The organism is Sorangium sp. So ce385 (assembly GCF_051474135.1).
GTDB lineage: Bacteria > Myxococcota_A > Polyangia > Polyangiales > Polyangiaceae > Sorangium > Sorangium cellulosum_D.
This window is the reverse complement of sequence record NZ_CP150337.1, coordinates 6,954,694-6,973,509: the sequence shown is the minus strand read 5'-3', so window position 1 is coordinate 6,973,509 and position 18,816 is coordinate 6,954,694. Positions and strand designations below refer to the sequence as shown.

Sequence of the window (18,816 nt, the reverse complement as noted above, 5' to 3'; positions counted from 1 at the left end):
AGTGGGGCACCCCCCGCAGAGATGCAAAAAGCGTGTAATTGTTTATTCCTGTTGCGCCTTTGCGCCTTTGCGCCTTTGCGTTGGACTCTCTTTCCGGATCTCTGGCCGGACTCCTGGCGGGTGGAACCAGCCCGGAGTGTACGAACCTAACCCGGCTCGCCTGCGCGTACCCGGACGACCTTCCCATCGAACGCGACGGCCAGCGCATGGACCGGCACAGCCCCGCTCGCGCGCAGCTCGGCGGCGTAGCCTCGCGTCCGGATCTGCGCCAGTGCCTCGTCGAGCGCCCGATCGAGGCTCACGCGCGGCGCGCGGGCGACCTTGAGCTCGAGCACGACGCCGGGCCTGCCGGGCTGCGCCGGCCGGATCATCACGTCGGGGCGCCCCTGTCCGGACTCGCGGTTCGAGCGCACCTGATGTCCCGGCTCGAGCGCCGCCAGCAGGCCGGCGACGAAGCCGTGGTAAACCGCTTCCGGGTCGACCCTCGTCGCATCATGGTACGAGAGCACGTCGGTGACGAAGGCTTGGAGCTCTGTCTCGAACCCCGCCGCCTCGCCCGAGAGGAGCGCGGCGAGGAGCCGTTGCATGCTGGTGCCCTGCCGCTTCAGCCGCGCCTCCGCCCAGCGCCGGAACGTGCCTGTGTAGAGCAGGCGCACCTCGCGGTTCGGGATCTTCAGCGCGTGCGCGGGCTGCTCCCCCGGCCCGCGCGAGCGCTTCTCGGCGCGAAGGTATCCCGAGAAGACCAGCAGCCCGAACAGCGCGTCTTCGTTCTGCGCGAGATCGCCGACGGCCACGTTCTCCTCGAGCACGCGCTCGATCTCGCCGCCCTCCATCAGCACCTCCAGCGCGGGCTGCAGCGTGACGGCGTGCTCCTCGATCACCCTCTGGATGAGGTCGTTGGAGCTCGTGCCGAGCCAGAAGGGGAGCGGATCCGCGTCTCTCCCCTCCAGGAAGCTGAGGATCGACCAGGGGTTGTAGATGACCGCGCCACCGAAATCGTACCCGTTGTACCAGGCGCGGATCACCTCCAGCAGGCCGCGCCGGCCGGCCTTGTCCAGCAAGGCCTCCACCTCGGGCTCGGTGAACCCGAAGCAGGTGCTGAAGTCCGAGCGGAGCAGCGAATAGACCACCACGTTGTTGAGCCCCGAGAAGATGCTCTCGCGCGCCACGCGGAGAATGCCGGTGAGGACGGCTCGGTGGAGGTGCGGATTGCCCTTCAGCCCCTCGGTGAGGAACGTGCGCACGAAGTCGAGGATGCGCGGCGCGTAGCCATGGAGAACACCGGCGTGGATGGGCTCGTCGTACTCATCGATGAGCATCACGACGCGCTCGCCGTGGAGGCGGTGGAGATGGCTGGACAGGTCCAGAAGCGCCCGGCCGTACACGGCCTCGGACGCCGTGCCGTCCAGCACTTCCCGGTAGCGGCGTTGCTCCACGTCCCCGAGCTGGCCGCTGTCGAGCACGTAGCGGTGCTGGTCGTAGAGCGCGACGATCTTTTCCCGGAGGGCCGCGAAGCAGCGCTCGAACGTCTCCTGCTTCGCTCCTTTCAACGTCAGGTAGATGACGGGATATCGCTGGAAGTGCGCGCGATAGCGCTCTCCAGCCTGCCAGATCGAGAGGTCCTCGAAGAGGCGCGAAAGGTCCTCCTGCCGCTTCTCGAAGAACCAGCGCAGCATGGACAGGTTCAGCGTCTTACCGAACCGTCGGGGGCGGGGGAGGAGGACGACCTGGACGCCCTCCTTGTCGATCAGCTCACGGATGAGGTGGGTTTTGTCGACGTACTCCAGCCCGGACTCGCGGAGCTGGCGAAAGTCGTCGATGCCGAGCGCGACGCGGAGGGACATGGGTCCCAGCCGTATGCTGTCCGGACAGCGCGAGGTCAAGCCAGCGCCACGGCCCCCGGCCCCCTCGCCGCCGCCGCCCTGCTGCGCTTACGCCTACGGCCCGGCCGCCGCCATCGCTTCCGCCGGCGTGCGCTGCGGCGCCTCGCCCGCGCCGGCCGCCACGCCGTCGATCCGCAGGTCCGCCCCGTCGACCCGCGCGATCGCCTGCCCGAACCACCGCCCGATCCGGTAGCGGAGCCCCCGGGCGAGCTCGGGCCGCGCGCCGGCCCGGGCCAGCACCTCGATCACCGACGTCTCCGGCGAGGCGGCGACGTCGACGATCGTGCCCTGAGGCGTCTCGCCCGACACCGCCCGCAGGATCGCCGCGAGGAGCGCCTCGACCGGGATCGCGTCCTTGAAGGCCTCCGCCACCTCCGGCGGGATCAGCACGCGCCGGTCCCCGAGCGCCCGCGCCGCGTCCGGCGGCAGCACGCGGAAGAGCGGCGCAGGCCTGAGCACGATGTACGGGGCGCCGTCCCGCCGGATCCGGCGAATCCCCTCGTCGCCGTCCGGCCGCGACGTCACGACGAGCAGCGATGTCACCCCGGGGGCGCGCGTCGCCGAGAGCGCGGCCGCGAGCAGCCCGGCGGAAGGCGAGGGCGCGGGCGGCGTCGCGCCGCGCCACGGGACCGGCTCGATGACCGCGATCGCGGTCGCGCGCGCGTCGAGCGCGGCCTGGAACAGGTTGCCGCGCTCCGCCGTCGCGTGGGCCGCGTCCACCCGGCTGTGCGCGATGCCTCGCTGCGACAGCCCATCACAGACCTGCTCCGTGAGGACGGGATCCTCTCCGGTGATCAAGAGCATAACAGGGCTCCTCCTCGGCTGGCGTCGACCGATCGCTAGCCACAGGAGCTCTCACCGTCAATGGCTGCTCCCCTGTCCGACACGGACGATGCTGCGGTGTCGGGGGCGGATCCCCTGTCCGACGCAGACGATGCCGCGGTATCGGGGGCCGACCCGATCACCGCCCTTGGCGCCGCGGATCCGCCGCCCGCCCCCGCGCCGGCGCCGCGGCGTACAGCGCCAGCGCGCGCCGCACCGGGCCGCGGTCGGCGCCGCCCGCCCGCACGGGATCGGCCTCGCCGACGAGCACCGACAGGGCGCGCGCCTGCGTCCGCGCCGCGGCCTCCCGGGCGGGATCGCCCGCCTGCGCGGCCAGGGCCGAGAGCCGCCGCGACACGCCGAGCGCCGCCGGCAGCGCCCCCGCCGCCACGTACGCGGCCGCGAGCTCCTGGAGCAGGCCGGCGTCGTCGCCCCGGAGCGCCACCGCCGCCTCGAGGTCGGCGATCGCCTCGTCGCGCCGCCCCTCGCGCGCCCGGAGCGCCGCCCGCGCGCGGTGGCCCTCGACGAAGCCGCGCACGTGGTCCAGCGCCACCGTGTAGGTGCGCTCCGCCTCGCGCGGATCGCCCGCCCGCTCGTACAGCGCCCCCAGCCCGAGGTACGCCGGACCGTAGGTGGCGTCGAAGCGGACCGCCTCCAGGTACCGCGACAGCGCCACGTCGGCCTCGCCGGCCGCCGCGCGGGCCTCGGCCTGCCGCGTCAGCTCGGCGGCTTGCGCCGTCGCCCAGCCGACCCCGTCCGCCCGGGCCGGCGCGGCCCCCTGCAGCAGCGCCGTGACGACGGCGAAGGCGAGGGCGCGCGCTGCCCGTCCTGCGCCCGCCGCACCTCCGCATCGCACCGCGCGCACCGGTCGGTAGCGTACCGGCGCCCGGCCGATCGGGCAATCGCCGCGCCCCGCCCGGCGCGCCGCCCCGCTTCGACCGGCGCGCCGTCCCGCCTCGACCGGCGCGCGCTCCGCCTCGACGGGCGCGCCGCCCCGCTGCGTGCCGCCGTACGCGGCACGCGGGTCACGCCGGTCACGCCGCAGCGCAGCGCGCCTCGGGGGCCGCGCTCCTCGCGCGGAAGGCAGCCGCCCGGCGCGAGTTCGCGTAGGATGCGCGGCCATGGGTGAGGACCTGCGCTTCCCGGACGCCTTCCTGTTCGGCACTGCCGCCTCTGCCACTCAGGTCGAGGGGCACTGCGCGCAGAGCGACTGGGCCGCGTTCGCGCGCGAGCCGGGCCGCGTCCGCGGCGGCGACACGCCGGACGACGCGTGCGACCAGCTGCACCGCTTCCGCGAGGACGTCGCGCTCCAGGCGCGGCTCTGCATGGGCGCCCACCGGCTCTCCATCGAGTGGGCCCGCGTCGAGCGCGAGCCGGGCGAGTTCGATCCGGCCACGTGGGACCACTACCGCGACGTGCTCGGCGCGCACCTCGAGGCCGGGATCACCCCGATGGTCACCGTCCACCACTTCACCCTGCCGCGCTGGGTCGCGCAGCGCGGCGGCCTGCTCTCGCAGGACCTGCCGGCGCTCCTCTCGCGCTTCGCCGAGCGCGCCGTCGAGGCGCTCGGCGACCTCTGCCAGCTCTGGGTCACCATCAACGAGCCCAACATGCTCGCCCTGCAGGCCCACCTGCTCGGCGTCTGGCCCCCCGCGCGGAGCTCGCCCGTCGAGGCGGTGCGCGCCCACCAGAACCTCTTCCGCGCCCACGCCGCCATGTACCGCGCCATGCACGAGGCCGCCGGCCGCCGCGGCCACCCCATCTCGGTCGGCGTGGCGCACCACCTGCGCGTCATCGAGCCGGAGCGGTTCGGGCGCCTCGCCGACCGCATGTGGGCGGCGCTCTTCGAGCGGCTGTTCAACGACGCGTTCGCGCGCGCCGTCTGCGACAGCGGCCTGCACGACTTCTTCGGCGTGAACTACTACAGCCGCGACCTTGTCCGCTTCTCCCCGGCGCACGCGCGCGCGGGCTTCTTCCGGCGCCTCGTCCCCGAGGGGGCCGAGGTCAGCGACCTCGGCTGGGAGATCTACCCGGAGGGGCTCGGCTACGTGCTCGACGCCTGGTGGCCCCGCGCCCGGGTCCCCATCTACATCACCGAGAACGGCATCGCCGACGCCGACGACGACCAGCGCCCGAGCTTCCTCGTGCGGCACCTCGCCGAGGTCGCGCGGGCGATCGAGCGCGGCGTCGACGTGCGCGGGTACATGCACTGGTCGCTGCTCGACAGCTTCGAGTGGGCCGAGGGCTACGCCCCGCGCTTCGGGCTCGTCGAGGTCGACCGCGCGACCCAGGAGCGCAGCCCCCGGCCGAGCGCCGAGCTCTACGCGCGGATCGCGCGCGCGCGCCGCATCGACGCCGCCGGCGCGTCGCTCGCGGGCGGCGCCGCGCCCGCGTGACCCCAGCACCGGAAAGGCAGGACCGATGCGCATCGCGCTGCTCTACCCACCGCCCTGGAAGATCCCCGCGCCGGGGGAGGCGCCCGACACGAGCGGGGACGGCCCGCCGGCGGACTACCGCGAGGGCGATCTCGACCCGGACTTCCACCAGACCCCGTACGGGCTCTATTCCCTGGGCGCGCAGGCGATCCGCGCGGGCCACCAGGTGAAGGTGCTGAACCTGTCGTCGTACCCGTTCTCGCAGGTCGAGCGGGTGGTGCGCGAGCTCGACGCGGACGTCTTCGGCATGTCGTGCTGGACCGCGAACCGGCGCGGCGTGGCGCTCACCGCGCGGTGCATCCGGCGGCTCCACCCGGCGGCGCACATCGTCGTCGGCGGGCCGCACGCGACCCCGCTCGCGGCCGAGATGCTGCGGCACCACCCCGAGATCGACACGGTGGCGCTCGGCGAGAGCGAGCTCGCGTTCCTGGAGCTCCTCGAGCGCCTCGAGGCCGGCCGGCCGGCGCTCGGCATCGCCGGCACGGCCTACCGCGTCGACGGCCGCGTCGAGCTCGGCCCGCCCCGGGCCGCGATCGAGGACCTCGACGCGCTGGAGTCGCCGCACGACCATTACGCCACGCACATCGTGATGACCTCGCGCGGCTGCCCCTGGGCCTGCACGTTCTGCGGGGCCGAGACGACGTGGGGCCGCGGCTTCCGGGGCCAGTCGGTGCCTTACGTGCTCGACGCCCTCGAGGCCACGGTGAACAAGCTGCCCGTGAAGATGGTCCAGATCAAGGACGACACCTTCACGACGAACCGGAAGCGGGTCATCGACATCTGCCGCGGCATCCGCGAGCGGAAGATCTCGTTTCTGTGGAGCTGCGACACGCGCGTCGACGTCCTCGGCGACGACCTGCTCCGGGAGATGCGGCTCGCTGGCTGCCAGCGCCTGAGCCTCGGGGTCGAGTCGGGCTCGCCGTCGATCCTGAAGAACATCGACAAGAAGATCACGGTCAAGAAGATCATCGAGTCGACAGAGCTCGCGAAGAAGTACGGTATCCAGGTCCGCTATTACATGATGCTGGGCAACCGCGGCGAGACGGCGGAGACGTTCCGGGAGACGCTCGCGTTCCTGGAGGCGGCGAAGCCGCATCAGTACATCTTCTCGTGCCTGTCGATTTACCCGGGGACGCGGGACTTCGACGACGCGGAGGCGGCAGGCTGGCTCGATCGCGACGTCTACTTCCGGGGCGACTTCCAGGAGCTCAAGACGCCGTTCGACGCCTCGGAGGAGGACACGGCGCTGATGAGCGCGTGGTTCGAGCAGAACAAGGGGTTGCGCGAGCTCTACCGCGAGGGGGTGGAGGAGCGGCGGGCGATCCTCGCGCGGCTCGGCGATCATCACGCGGCGCACCTGGAGCTCGGGATCGCCTATCTCGACGCGGGGCAGCTCGATCTGGCGGAGCGGCACGCGGCGCGGGCGCTGGAGCTCGGGTATCCGTTGCCGGGGCTCGCCTACAACGCGCTCGCGTGCGTCGCGGCGGCGCGGCGCGACTGGCAGGCGATGCAGGACCACTTCACGGCGGCGGCGAAGCGCGATCCGCAGCACGCGGTGCTCATCCGCAACGTGCAGGCGGCGCGGGCGTGGTACGCGAAGGGCGGTCCGGACCGGGGGCTGCCGCTCGATCTCGTCGCGCGCTGCGACTTCCAGCTGCTGGAGCGGACGGCGCAGCCGGCGCTGCCGGGGCCGCTGCCGGAGGATTTCGCGGTGTGGCCGCCGGCGGCTCCGCGGGCCGCGCGGCCGGCCGAGGCGGGCGGGCGCGAGGCGGCGGCGCAGCGGGGGCGGCTGCGGGTGGTGCCGTAGCGCCGAAGACCCTCTACGCGTTGGGGTCGAGCTTCGGGAACGTCCTCGAGTACAGCGGCTCCGGGACGACGTGGACGACGATCGGGCGAACAGCTGGACCTACGTGGGTAAGCGGTAGCCCGGCGCCGCTCCGCGGCAACGCGGGCGCTCGCACGCGGGCAGGTGGCACGGTGCCATCGGGTGCCATTCCCGAGCTGGCACGTGCCACCGCGGCTCGCGCCCGCCGCCCCGACGGGCGCTGGTCTCCTGGGCTTCACGAGCTTGTATCGACGCCATTCCGTGCGGTGAGGTCGCGCGGCATCGTAATCATGCAGGAGGGGGCGTCGCGTCGCGGGAGGGTACGGCCGTTGCTCTCGTTGCTATCGATGCGCGCGGATCGCGAGCATCGCAAGGCGCTCGCCATCCATTGAAATCCGTGATACGCGCGGAGCGCGATGCGCGGATTGACCATCACTTGGAGATTCGAACATGTCGCTTAGCGCATACTCGCGTCCTTTCGTCGCAATTGGCTTGTTGCTCGGGCCCATCTCGCTTGCCGGATGCTACTCGGCGGAGGCGGAGGAGGACACGGCCGAGGAGGACACGGCCGAGGAGGAGGTCGTCGCGACGGCGGGGCCGCGCCCGCTCATGTCGTACGAAGAGTTCCGCAAGACGCTGGTCTGGCTGCCGTCGAAGGGGGTCTGGGTCGCCGAGGGTGACATACCGCTCCGCGGCGAGGAGGGGATCCGGAAGTTCTACGAGGATCATTACTCCTCCTCCGGCGCCCTGACCGTCACTCGGATCGGCAGCTCCAACAACATCTGGAGCCGGGCCGACCGGCTGAGCCTGACTTATTGCGTATCGCAGTCCGCGTTCGGCGCCAACTACAACAGCGTCGTGGACGCCATGCACCAGGCGGCCGCAGCGTGGGAGAACGCCGCCAACGTCCGCTTCGTCCACGTGGTCGCCCAGGACGCGAACTGCACGAACACCAACAACAACGTGAAGTTCAACGTCACCTCACCGGCGCCGCCCCCCAGCCAGGGCTTTGCCTTTTTTCCGGACTGGCCGCGCGAGTGGCGCGAGCTCCTGCTGACCTGGGATCCCGCCTGGCCGACGGACTGGCGCCAGCCCATCGGCGTCATCATGCACGAGCTGGGACACGTGCTCGGGTTCGACCACGAGCACATCCATGTGCCCGGCTCGCCGTGCGAGGAACCCACGTCAACTGCGGAACTGGTGACCGAGTACGATTCGCTCTCCGTCATGCACCGCACCGCGTGCCAAGGCAGCACCAACACGACCGGGGCTTTCTTTCTGTCGCAGCGCGACATCGAGGGAGCGCAGGCGCTCTACGAGGCGCCCACCAATGTCGCTGACACGAGCAGTGGGAACCTCTATGTCCGTAAGCGCTCCAATGGTGACATCTACAAGAGGAGCGGCTCGACCTGGACGAAGGTCAGCGGACCCGTCCAGGCGATCGTCACCATCGTAGATACCCTCTACGCGTTGGGGTCGAGCTTCGGAGACGTCCTCAAGTACAGCGGCTCCGGGACGACGTGGACGACGATCGGGGGTTCGGCGAACCAGATCTTCGTCTGCGAAGGCTCTCTGTGCGCGACCAACGCGGACGGTGACGTCTTCAAATACAACGACGCCCTCGGCTCCTGGTCGATGTTCGGCGGCCCTGGCGCGACGTTCGAGTCGACGACCAGCGCGCTCTTCGCCCTGAGCGTCGACCAGAGCCAGGTCTGGCGGCGCAGCGGAGGTACGTGGACCAACGTCGGAGGTGGTTTCGCGGATCTGTTCGGCTCGGGATTGCTGATGTACGGCTTGACGCGGGACCGGCAGACGCTGCAAGTGTACTCGGGTTCGGGCTCGGTCTGGACGACGGTCGGAGGCGACGGCAGGCAGTGGCATGGAGCGGGTGCGGCGCTCTACGGCCTCACGTCCGACGGCAGCGCCGTCTACCGTTATACCGGCAGCGGGACCAGCTGGAGCTACGTGGGCGGCCCCACGGCACGCCTTTACGGCAAGCACGACTTGTACGGCACGGAGGCGAACGCCGAAGACATCTGGGTTTACGATGCTGGAGCGAATTCTTGGAGCTACGTGGGTAAGCCGTAGTCCGGCGCCGCCCCCCCGCTCCGCGGGAACGCGGGCGCTCGCTCCGCCGTCGAGCAGCTCGAGCGCGACGCGCCGCGCAGCGCCTCCGAAGCGCGCCGCAGCCCGGGTTCCGGCGCGCCTCCGGGCGTGCTACCCGCCCTCCATGTCGACGACCAGAGATCACGGCCGACCGGGCTCTGCCACGGAGGCGGAGGGCCCTGTCCAGAACGTCCCGTCGCCGAGCCACGCCGAGCGCTGCCGCACCCTGGCGCAGCGGGCCCGCGCCGCCACGCTGTGCACGCTCGCGCGGGATCCGGCCGGCTACCCCTACGGATCGCTCGTCACCGTCGCTGTGGACGCGCACGGTCGGCCGCTGCTGCTGCTCTCCGCGCTCGCCGAGCACACGGGCAACCTCAAGGCCCGCGCCGAGGCGTCGCTGCTCGTCGCTGAGCCCGCCGAGGGCCGGGCGGACCCGCTCGCGCTCGGGCGGATGACGCTGATCGGGCCGTGCCGCCCTCTCGAGGCCGCCGAGGCGGCCGCCGCCCGGACGACGTTCCTCGCGGCGCACCCGCGCGCGTCGTACTACGTGGATTTCACGGACTTTTCCTTCTACCGGCTCGATCCCGTGTCCATCCGCTACGTCGGCGGCTTCGGCCGGATGTCGTGGGTCGACGCCGCCGACTACGCGGCCGCCGAGCCCGATCCGCTCGCGCCCGACGCGGCGCGCATCCTCGAGCACATGAACACCGATCACGCCGACGCCGTCCTCGCCTACGCGAAGGCGCTCGCCGGGATCAAGGACGCCACCGGCGCGACGATGACCTCGGTCGACCGTTACGGCTTCGAGCTCGACGTCATCACGCCGGCGGGGCCGAAGGCGGCGCGGCTCGCGTTCGACGCGCCGGTCTCCACGAGCGACGAGGTGCGCAAGGCGATGGTGGCGCTGGTGCGCGAGGCGCGGGGCCGCAGCGCCTGAGCGACGGGCGCGACGAGGGGCATCGCGCTCGCACCTCCCCGAGGGCGCCCGGCGGCGTGCCCGCGAGGCGGCGCCGGCGCCGCCGCCATGGCGCCGCCACCGCCCGAGCGCGCCTCTTCGCCGAGAATACCCGCCGTACCGCGCCGATCTCGGCGCGCCGTTCGCCCGGCACGCGACCTGCCAATCGCGCGCCGCATGGGAAACGCCGACATCACCTTGCGCCACATCGCCCGAAGGCGCCCTGGAGACATCGCGCGCGTCTTCGTCCCTGAGCGCCGGCCGGTCGAGGTGCTCGGCTGGGTCGACTCCCAGGTCACGAAGCTCGAGCGACGCCTCGACAAGGCCCTGCGCCTGCGCGTCGGCGGCGAGCTGCGCGTGCTGCACGTCGAGTTCTGCTTCGCGCTGCGCGACGACGTGCCGGACCAGGTCTTCGAGTACCTCGGCTTCCTCTTCACCGCGCTGCGCGCCGAGGCGAAAGGAGCGCCGGTGCCGCCGATCGAGAGCGTGGCCGTGGTCCTCTCGGGCCGGAGGCAGCGCTTGCCCGCGATCGGCGCGCGCCGCACGGCGTGGCCGGGGCGGCGGTTCAGCGGCACGCACTTCCGGATCGACGCGGTCTACCAGCGCACCGTGGCCGAGCTCCGGGCGCGCGGCAGCGTGTTCTGGCTGGTGTTCGCGCCGCTCGCTCGGGACGCCACCGCGGCGGCGATGCGGGAGGTGGTCGAGGAGATCCACGCGCGGGCAGCGACCGGCGAGGAGCGGCTCGAGCTATACAACGCGCTGCTGGTGATGGCAGCCATCGATCCCTGGGGACATAATCTGTGGGAGGAGCTCGCTATGCTGTTCGACGACAGGGAGACGGAGAAGGAGCTGCTCCGGCGCATTCCGGTGATCAACGAAATGATCATGGAGGCCGAGCGGCAAGCGGCGCAGAGAGCCGTGCAGACGGCTGAGAAGAGGGGTGAGAAGCGGGGCGAGAAGCGGGGCGAGAAGCGGGGTGAAAAGCGCGGCGAGAAGCGGGGTGAAAAGCGCGGCGAGCAGAAGGGGGCGCAGAAGGCCATCGCGGAGCTGCTCGGCCGCCTCTTCGTCCGGCGGGTCGGGCGCCGGCCGACCGCGGAAGAGGAGCGCTCGATCGTCGAGCGCGCGCTGGCGATCGGGCCGGGTGAAGTCGAGGACGCCCTGCTCGATCTCGACGCCGACGCGCTGGTGCGCTGGCTCGCCGAGCCGATCCGCCGGCGCGAGCCTCCCGAAGGCGCAGGACGAGCGCGGTCATGAACCGACGCATCGGGCGAAGCGCCCGAGCCCCCGATCCTGCCGCGACCGTCACCCTCCGCGGCGCCGCGCGCCGCCCGGCCTGCTCCCGCGGCGCGAGCGCCCGAGCGCGTGGTGGAGCCCGCTCTGGAGCGAGCTCAGCGTGGCGATCCCCTGGAGATCGATGCCGATGCCCACCATCGTCTGCGCGACCTCGGGGCCCACGCCCGTGAGGATGACCTCCGCGCCGAGCAGGTTGACCGCCTGGGCCGCCCGGATCAGCGCGTCCGCGATCTCGGCGTCCACCACCGCCACGCCGGTGACGTCCAGGATGACCGTGGCCGCGCGCTGCGCCACCACCCCATGCAGCAACCGCTCCAGGAGCTGCTCGATGCGCACCCGATCGAGCCGCCCGACGAGGGGCATCACCAGGATCCCCGCGTCGAGCGGGATGAGCGGCGTCGACAGCTCCCGGATCGTCGCCTCCTGCGCGTGGATCATCTGCTCTTGAAGGGCCGCCCGCTCCACCTCGGCCCGCCGGAGCTCGGTCACGTCGTACCCCTCGGCGATCACGAGGACGCTCTCGCCCGACGCGTCGACGATCGGCTTCATCTTGAGGTCGAGCGTGGCCACGCGCCCGCCCGCCCCGCGGATCTCCAGCTCGCACGAGGATCGCGCGCCCGACGCCGCCGCCTCCATGCACGCCTTCAGCCGCTCCTCCACGCCCGGCGCGCCGCCCCAGAACGGCGCGCGCCAGAGCGGCTCGCCGCGGCCTTGCTCGGGGCGAGCCCCGGTGAAATCGGCCATGGTCCGGTTGCACTCGAGCAGCTCCCCCCTCGGGGTGAGCAGGCTGATGAACATCGACGTCTCGTCGAAGATCGCTCGAAACTTCTGCTCGCTCTCGCGCAGCGCCTGCTCGCGCCGCAGCTGCTCGGTCAGCGGGCGCGAGAAGGCCGAGAAGAACCGCTCGTCGCCGCTCCGGACGAGGTGAGAGCTCACCTCGACGTCGATCAGGTGGCCGTCCTTGTGGCGGTGCCTCGTGATGAAGCGGAGCGACCCCTTCGCCCTGATCTCATCCATGATCGCGGTGGCCTCGTGCGCCGGCTGCGGGTCGATCTGGCCAATGTGCATCGTCAGGAGCTCGCTCCGGTCGTAACCCACGATGCTCGCGAAGGATGGATTGCAGTCGAGGATCTCACCGTTCATCCCGAGGACGTGGAATCCCTCGACGGCCGCCTGCAGGATCAGCCGCGTCCGCTCCTCCCGGCGCCCGAGCTGCTCGTGCAGCCGGTCGATCTCCTTGCGCAGGCCGGCGTTCTCCACCCGGAGCCGCTCGATGCTGTCGTGATCTGTCGCCACTTCGCTCTTCCTTCCGTCTTCCCCGCCGCGGCCGCCGAACCCACCGAGGCCGCTCCCCCCGCGCGCCGCGGCGCTGCAGGGACGATAGCCGATCTTGATGCCTCACCCGGGCTCCCGACGGCCCGCGCGCGCCCTTTCCGCCCGCGGCCGGCGCGGCGGACAACCTCAGCAGATCGGATGAAACCTGCGCGGCGCGCCGCCCGCCACGGCCCAGCTGCCCGCGCCGCGCGGCGAGGAGGCGCACGAGCGGCCGTGGCGCCGAGCGCGAAGCCGGCGCGGCCCGAGCCGCACACGGCGCACCCGCGGCGCGCCGCGACGGCGCCGCCCACCCAGAGACGCGCCGCTGCTCCGCAGCGGTGTGTGATCTGGATTACGCCTATTGAGTTCGAGTCAACGGGTGGGATGTACGTGCGATCACGCTGATTGTTGACACCTCCCGTGACAGCGAGTCCAATGTTTCCGCGAAGCGCGGCGATCAAGGAAACGCGAAGGCATGGGATCCTCGGACAGCACCCGTCGATGCGAGCGCGCCGGGCTGGTGGAGCTCCTCGGGCGGACGCTCGGCAGCGCCGCGGCGGCGGAGATCGTCGACCGGCAGGGCGAGCGGCTCGGGCTGCGGGAGCCCGTCCTGCCGATCGAGGCCGCGTACGAGGTGCTCGACTCGCTGGCCGCGATGCCCGGCGTGATCGGCGCCGCGGCCTGCGTCGCGCGGACCGAGCTGCGCGTCGCCTCGGTCCGGCGCCGGCTGGAGCGGCGGAATCGGCGGTAACCCGGGGGCCCGCGGCGGGGCCGGAGTGAATCGAGAGGATCTTCATGTCTTCGGAACCAGCGAGTCGACCCATCCTCGTCGTGGACGACAATCCGGACATCCATGTGTTGATGGAGCGGATGCTCGTGCCCAGGCCGCTCCACGATCCGGAGATGATCCGCGGGCTCCTGGCCCTCGAGTCGCGCCTGTTCGGCGCCGAGGCGCCCGAGGAGGCCCCCGACCTCCTCCACGGACTCAGGTTCACCATCGAGTCGGCCCACTCGGGCATGGATGGAATCGCGCTCGTCAAGGCCAATCCGAGCCGGTATTTCCTCGCCTTCGTCGACATGCGGATGCCGCCGGGCATCGACGGCATCCAGACGATCAAGGGGATCTGGAGCTTCGCGCCGGACATCTACACGGTCATCTGCACCGCCTACTCGGACTACAGCTGGGACGAGATCGCGAGCGAGCTCGGGTGTCCGCCGAACCTGCTCATCCTCCGCAAGCCGTTCGAGGCCATCGAGGTCCGGCAGATCGCCACCACCATCGCGCGCATGTACGACTCGCTCTCCGGCGTGAGGACGTCGGTGAGCCAGCTGGAGGAAGAGCTCGTGGTCGCGATGGAGAGCGTGTCGCAGCTCGAGGAGCGGTCGAGGGCGCTCCTCGCCGAGATCGCCGAGCCGTGCCTCCTGCTCGACAGCGCGGGGGAGATCCTCGGCGCCAACCCGAGCGCCCACGACCTCTTCGGCGTGGACGAGAAGCTCCTTTACGGGCGCGACGTCGCGTCGGTGCTCGTCGACGTGCAGGCGCCGCTCCCGGCCGCCCGCGCGGTCGCGCGGAGCCGCCTCGTCTGCCCGCACAGCCGCGCGCGCGAGGCGAGCGTGACGCTGACCCCGCTCGGGTCGCAGCCCGGCGCGGGGAGCGAGTTCATCGCGCGGATCCGGGTGACCCAGGACGCGTGAGCGCGCCGGCGCGGCGCCGCCGGCGGCCGCCCCTGCGGGCGCGGCGCCGCCGGTGGCAGCCCCCGCCGGCGCGGAGCCGCCGGCGGCAGACAAACTCGATGTGTCGCGGCGGGGTTGCGTGCGCGCCATGAGGCCGCGACGCGCCCGAGCGCTCGGAGTTGCGCGCGTGTCATGAGGCCGCGACGCGCCTGAGCGATACGAGCACCCGCGGGGCCGATGGCCCGCGCGCGAGCGTGCGATGCCCCTCCTTGCCCACGACAAGCCGCCTCCCCAGGCGAGAGCGCGCTCCGGCGCGGGCGCCCTCGCGCTGAAGTGGCTCGGGGTCGCGGTCGCCGCGGCGGCGCTCTGGAGCACGCTGCGCGGCGCGGATCTCCCGGGCGTCGCGGCGCTCCTCGCCTCGACGCCCGCGCCGATGATGGCGCTCGCCCTGATTCCCAACCTCGTCGCGCGGCTGTTCCAGGCCGAGGCGAGCCGGCGCGTCTTCGGCGCGCTCGCGCCGCCCGCGCCGTTCGGGCGGTACCTCTCGCTCACGCTGTCGACCGAGGCGCTCAGCATGAGCGTCCCGGCCGGGGCCGCCCTCTCCGAGTCGGTCACGTTCTACCTGCTCCACCGGTGGTGCGGTGTCCCGGGGCCGCAGGGCATCGCCGGCATCGCGGCGCGCAGGTCGCTGATCCTCCTCGCGAACGCCGCCTACGTGGCCATCGCCCTCGCGCTCGGCTTCGGCCACCTGGAGCGCGCCTCGGGCCCGCTGCTCGGCGCGCCCGGGCTCCCGTGGCTCGTCGTCCTCTCCGGGCTCGGCCTGCTCGCCGCCGCGCTCGCGCTCGCGGGCGCGCTCCTCTCGGGCACGGTCGCGTCGCGGCTCTTCGCGCACCTCAAGCGCCTGCCCGGCCGCCGTGCGCGGGCGTACGTCGAGGCGAGGGCCGCGGGCTTCTCCGCGACCGACCGGCACGCCGCCGCGCTCGGGAAGCGGCGCGGCGCCCTCGCGTCGGCGGCGCTCCTCCTGCTCGCGATGTGGCTCGCCGAGGGGCTGGAGACGCTCTTCCTGCTGCGGCTGCTGGGGGTCGACGTCTCGCTCGCCGAGGTCCTGTCGTTCGAGGTCGTCCTCGCGCTCCTCCGCGCGGCCGCCTTCATGGTGCCGGCCGGGCTCGGCGTGCAGGACGCCGGCTACGTTGCCTTCCTCGGCGCGCTCGGCGTGCCCGCCGCGGCGACGGTCGGCGCCGCCTTCGTCCTCCTCAAGCGCGCCAAGGAGCTCGTCTGGATCGCCCTCGGCCTGCTCGTCTTCTTCGGCGGCCGCGCCGCCTTCCGCCCCGCGCCCGAGGCGGCCTGATCCGGGCCGCCGCGCCTGAGGATATCCACCGGAACAGCGCTCTGGTGAGGCGTACCGCAGCCGCTACCGGCGCGCCTCACGGGCCGAACGCCGCGACGAAGATGTCTTCGCCCCCCGCGAAGGGGAGCGGGCCGGTGCCGAAGTCCAGCGCCGCGTTCATGCTGCCCGCCAGGGCGATCGCGCCGAGCGGAGAGACGGCGAGGCTGACCCCGGGGACGGGGGTGATCCCGGGCATGTAGAACGGCTGCGTCCAGAGCTCGGTCCCGCTCGCGTCCAGCTTGGCGAGACGCCCCCCGAGGACGACGATGTCGCCGGCGGGATCGCCGATCATGGTCATGACGTAGCGGAACGGGCGGCTGAAGACGTGCTCCCCGCTGGGGTCCAGCTTGACGAGGACGTAGCCTTCGGGAAGCACGCCGCCGCCGAAGTCGACGTCTCCTTGTGAAGCGCCGGCCACGAAGATCTCGTCCGCGGCGTTGACCGCCACGTGGTGGGCCATCGCTCCGCGGTTACCGACCTCGGGGTCGGGGTACCCCGGGTTGCTGGTGTTGAACTGCCGTGTCCAGAGGACCTCGCCCGCCGGCGTGAACTTGCGGACGTAGAACGTCTCCACGCAGGGGCAGAACCCGGGACCGCTCTGGTCACCCATGGCGACCACCGCATTTCCGGCGCTGTCGACCGCGAGGCTCCTGTAAGTAGTGTACTCCGATGAGTTGATGAGGGCGGCCGTCCAAAGGGACTCGCCCATGGGGCCCACCTTCACCAGGCCGGCGTTGAGGGCGGTTTTGCGCACCACGTACACGTCGCCGAGGGCGTCGGCTGCGATGTGCTCCACGAAACTGAAGCTGCGGCCCCGGCTCCAGATGTGGTTGCCCTCGCCGTCGAGCTTCGCCATGAAGCCTACGCTCTCGAACTCCAGGCCCGGGAGCGGGCCTCCGCCGAAATCGACGCTATCGTTGTCGTCGTTCCCGTTTCCGCGGTAGGCGCCGGCAATGATGACGTCGCCGTTCGCGTCGACGGCCACGGCGGAGCCTTCCTCGTCGAAGCGCTTTCCGAAGCGCTTGCTCCAGAGCAGCTCACCCGACGGATCGAGCTTGAGGAGGAAGATGTCCGTCTTGCCGCCGCTCGTCAGCGGGCCAGCACCGAAGTCGACCGTTCCCTCGAAGCTCCCTATGACATAGAAGTTGCCCTCGGCGTCGCTCGCGATGGAACGGCCCCGGTCGAGCCCCGGGCCGCCGTATCCCCGCGCCCACGCCAGCGCAGGAGCGGTGCCGCCGCCGGTGCCGCCGGTGCCGCCGTCGCCGCCGGTGCCGCCGGTGCCGCCGGTGCCGCCGGTGCCGCCAGTGCCGCCGGTGCCGCCGGTGCCGCCGGTGCCGCCGGTGCCGCCGCTGCCGCCGTCACCGCCGTCACCGCCGTCACCGCCGTCACCCCCGAAGCCGCCGTCGCCGCCGGTGCCGCCGGTGCCGCCGTCGCCGCCGTCACCGCCGTCACCCCCGAAGCCGCCGTCGCCGCCGGTGCCGCCGGTGCCGCCGTCGCCGCCGCCATCGCCTCCGGAGCCGCCGTCGCCGCCGTCGCCGCCGCCGCCTATCGGCTCGCACGCGACGGCCGCGACGAGGACCGCGATCGAGCCCGCGACCGAGGCGCACCTGTGGATCCAGGAACGAGAACCGATTCTATTGGACTGGGTGGTCATGCCCCTCCGGTGCTCGTGGTCGAGACGACATTCATCCGGTCCGCTCCAGGTCCGCGCCGCCGAGTCCGGAGAGCGCGAGGGCCGGCGCTGCGGCGGAATGAGCGCGTCTGTCGATCTGCGTTGTCTCTCGTTCTCTTCAGGCCGCTGGCGGCCCCCAGCGACACCGGCAGCCTGAGCAGCCGGCCTATCGCATGAGCTCACCTCACGCGAATCCCACGCGTCGGGCGCGCCAGAGAGTCAGACCCATCGAATCCATTCTCGCAGGAGGGCCTCCAGCGCAGACCGCTTGGCCTGGATGTCCTCCCCACCGCTGAACGTCACAAGACAGCGGTCCTTCGCGAGCCACTCCAGGAGACCCGCCGGGTCCGCGATCTCCACGCCGCTCGTCGCGGTCTCCCTCACCTTTGCCCCCATATGGAGGACGAGCCGGACCCCCTCCTTGCCGCGCAAGTTGAACGTCGCGAAGTACTCTGTGGTCCGGAAGCTCGGCGCGTTCCACTTGATCCCCTCGCGGATCTCGGGGCTGGCGCCGAGGATGATCTGCCGAACGGCCTCGATGTCGTCCTTCCGCGGATGAACGAGCTCGCGCAGGAACGCGACCACGGCCTGGTCCTGCTGCGAGCCGCCAGGCTCGCGGGGGGCGGGCGCGTCCTTCCGCTTCTTCGCGCGCGGCTTGCTCGTTTTCTCGAGGGGGCTCGTCTTCGTTTTCCCAGGGGCCAAGGAAGCAGCTTCGCCGAGCGGCGACGCCTCGACAAGGCCCATCGGGCCCTCCTCGCGCGAGGTTGGCGGCGGCGGGGCCGCTCAGGGAAGGGTCATGCACCTTCGATGTCCGCTTCAGGTCTGCCCGCCGCCCCGGCGCCTTCGCTGGCATCCTCGCTCGCCGCTTGATATCGCGGATCGCCATGAGCTCCGCAGCGACCCTGCGCGCCGACGCCGCGCACATCCCTCTCGTCCTCGACATGATGGAGGACTTCAACGCCGGCGAGGAGATCCCGTGGGATCGCGGCGCGGTCGAGGCGAGCCTCCGGCGGCTGCTCGCCGACGCCGCGCTCGGGTTCGTCGTGGTGGCGGTCACCGCGCGCGGCCTCGAGGGCTACGCGGTCGTGACCTTCAACTACGATCTGGAGTTCAGGGGCCGCGACGCCTTCGTGACCGAGCTCTACGTGCGCCCCGCGGCGCGCGGCGCGGGGCTCGGCCGGCTCCTCCTCGCCAGCGCCGAGGCGATGGCCGTCGCGGAGGACGCGCGCGCGCTCCACCTCCTCGTCCGGCCCGACAACACGCGCGCGATCGCGCTCTACCGGGCCAGCGGCTTCGTACAGACGCCGCGGGTCATGATGACCAAGGATCTCGCGGCCGCCGCGCCGCGGTCCGACGGGTGAGCGCCGGAGGGCACCTTCCGGCGGAGCGCGCGCCATCGAGGCGCTTCGCGCGCGAGGCGGCCGTCTCGGCGCACCGCAGGGGCTCGGCG

General features: G+C 72.3%; 15 protein-coding genes. 9 read left to right on the top strand and 6 right to left on the bottom strand.

The features are described from left to right. Positions 1 to 146 precede the first annotated feature (146 nt). The 3 genes from WME83_RS25270 to WME83_RS25260 form a co-directional block, all read right to left on the bottom strand. Positions 147 to 1,844, bottom strand: a complete 1,698-nt coding sequence (locus WME83_RS25270; RefSeq protein ID WP_437321845.1) for an AAA family ATPase — start codon at positions 1,842 to 1,844, stop codon at positions 147 to 149. A gap of 93 nt (positions 1,845 to 1,937) precedes the next feature. Further along, positions 1,938 to 2,687 carry a hypothetical protein gene (locus tag WME83_RS25265; RefSeq protein WP_437321844.1) on the bottom strand — a complete coding sequence of 250 codons (750 nt, stop codon included), beginning with the start codon at positions 2,685 to 2,687 and terminating at the stop codon, positions 1,938 to 1,940. Positions 2,688 to 2,844: 157 nt separating this feature from the next. Then, positions 2,845 to 3,570, bottom strand: a complete 726-nt coding sequence (locus tag WME83_RS25260) for a tetratricopeptide repeat protein (protein WP_437321843.1) — start codon at positions 3,568 to 3,570, stop codon at positions 2,845 to 2,847. Between the two features lie 256 nt (positions 3,571 to 3,826). On the opposite strand from WME83_RS25260, the gene WME83_RS25255 reads away from it, so the two are divergent. From WME83_RS25255 to WME83_RS25235, 5 genes are all read left to right on the top strand, one after another. After that, entirely contained in the window at positions 3,827 to 5,101 is a 1,275-nt protein-coding gene (locus WME83_RS25255; RefSeq protein ID WP_437321842.1) for a glycoside hydrolase family 1 protein, read from the top strand. Between the two features lie 25 nt (positions 5,102 to 5,126). Beyond that, complete coding sequence (locus WME83_RS25250; RefSeq protein WP_437321841.1) at positions 5,127 to 6,947, top strand: radical SAM protein; 1,821 nt, start codon at positions 5,127 to 5,129, stop codon at positions 6,945 to 6,947. Positions 6,948 to 7,415: 468 nt separating this feature from the next. Then, a complete protein-coding gene (locus WME83_RS25245) occupies positions 7,416 to 9,053 on the top strand; it encodes a peptidase M10 (RefSeq protein ID WP_437321840.1) in 1,638 nt (545 codons plus the stop codon). A gap of 142 nt (positions 9,054 to 9,195) precedes the next feature. Next, positions 9,196 to 10,008: a HugZ family protein gene (locus WME83_RS25240; RefSeq protein WP_437321839.1), complete on the top strand. Its 813-nt coding sequence runs from the start codon at positions 9,196 to 9,198 to the stop codon at positions 10,006 to 10,008. Positions 10,009 to 10,203: 195 nt separating this feature from the next. Then, positions 10,204 to 11,280, top strand: a complete 1,077-nt coding sequence (locus WME83_RS25235; protein ID WP_437321838.1) for a hypothetical protein — start codon at positions 10,204 to 10,206, stop codon at positions 11,278 to 11,280. 48 nt (positions 11,281 to 11,328) lie between these two features. Here the strand turns inward: WME83_RS25235 and WME83_RS25230 are convergent, their stop codons facing one another. Next, on the bottom strand, positions 11,329 to 12,615 hold the full coding sequence (locus WME83_RS25230; protein WP_437321837.1) for a PAS domain S-box protein: 1,287 nt from the start codon (positions 12,613 to 12,615) through the stop codon (positions 11,329 to 11,331). 493 nt (positions 12,616 to 13,108) lie between these two features. Between WME83_RS25230 and WME83_RS25225 the strand changes: the two genes are divergently transcribed. The 3 genes from WME83_RS25225 (at position 13,109) to WME83_RS25215 (ending at position 15,655) form a co-directional block, all read left to right on the top strand. Next, positions 13,109 to 13,384, top strand: coding sequence for a hypothetical protein (locus tag WME83_RS25225; RefSeq protein ID WP_437321836.1), 276 nt, complete (start codon positions 13,109 to 13,111; stop codon positions 13,382 to 13,384). 44 nt (positions 13,385 to 13,428) lie between these two features. Beyond that, positions 13,429 to 14,328 (top strand): PAS domain-containing protein, encoded by a 900-nt coding sequence (locus tag WME83_RS25220; protein WP_437321835.1) that lies wholly within the window; start codon positions 13,429 to 13,431, stop codon positions 14,326 to 14,328. 238 nt (positions 14,329 to 14,566) lie between these two features. After that, complete coding sequence (locus WME83_RS25215) at positions 14,567 to 15,655, top strand: lysylphosphatidylglycerol synthase domain-containing protein (RefSeq protein ID WP_437321834.1); 1,089 nt, start codon at positions 14,567 to 14,569, stop codon at positions 15,653 to 15,655. A gap of 76 nt (positions 15,656 to 15,731) precedes the next feature. On the opposite strand, the gene WME83_RS25210 is transcribed toward WME83_RS25215, so the two are convergent. Together WME83_RS25210 and WME83_RS25205 are read right to left on the bottom strand one after the other, a co-directional pair. Beyond that, the gene (locus WME83_RS25210) at positions 15,732 to 17,348 is read right to left on the bottom strand and encodes a hypothetical protein (RefSeq protein ID WP_437321833.1); all 1,617 of its coding nucleotides are present in this window, start codon (positions 17,346 to 17,348) and stop codon (positions 15,732 to 15,734) included. Between the two features lie 237 nt (positions 17,349 to 17,585). Further along, positions 17,586 to 18,110 (bottom strand): DUF1801 domain-containing protein, encoded by a 525-nt coding sequence (locus WME83_RS25205; protein ID WP_437321832.1) that lies wholly within the window; start codon positions 18,108 to 18,110, stop codon positions 17,586 to 17,588. Between the two features lie 140 nt (positions 18,111 to 18,250). On the opposite strand from WME83_RS25205, the gene WME83_RS25200 reads away from it, so the two are divergent. Further along, positions 18,251 to 18,727 carry a GNAT family N-acetyltransferase gene (locus WME83_RS25200; RefSeq protein ID WP_437321831.1) on the top strand — a complete coding sequence of 159 codons (477 nt, stop codon included), beginning with the start codon at positions 18,251 to 18,253 and terminating at the stop codon, positions 18,725 to 18,727. Positions 18,728 to 18,816 lie beyond the last annotated feature (89 nt).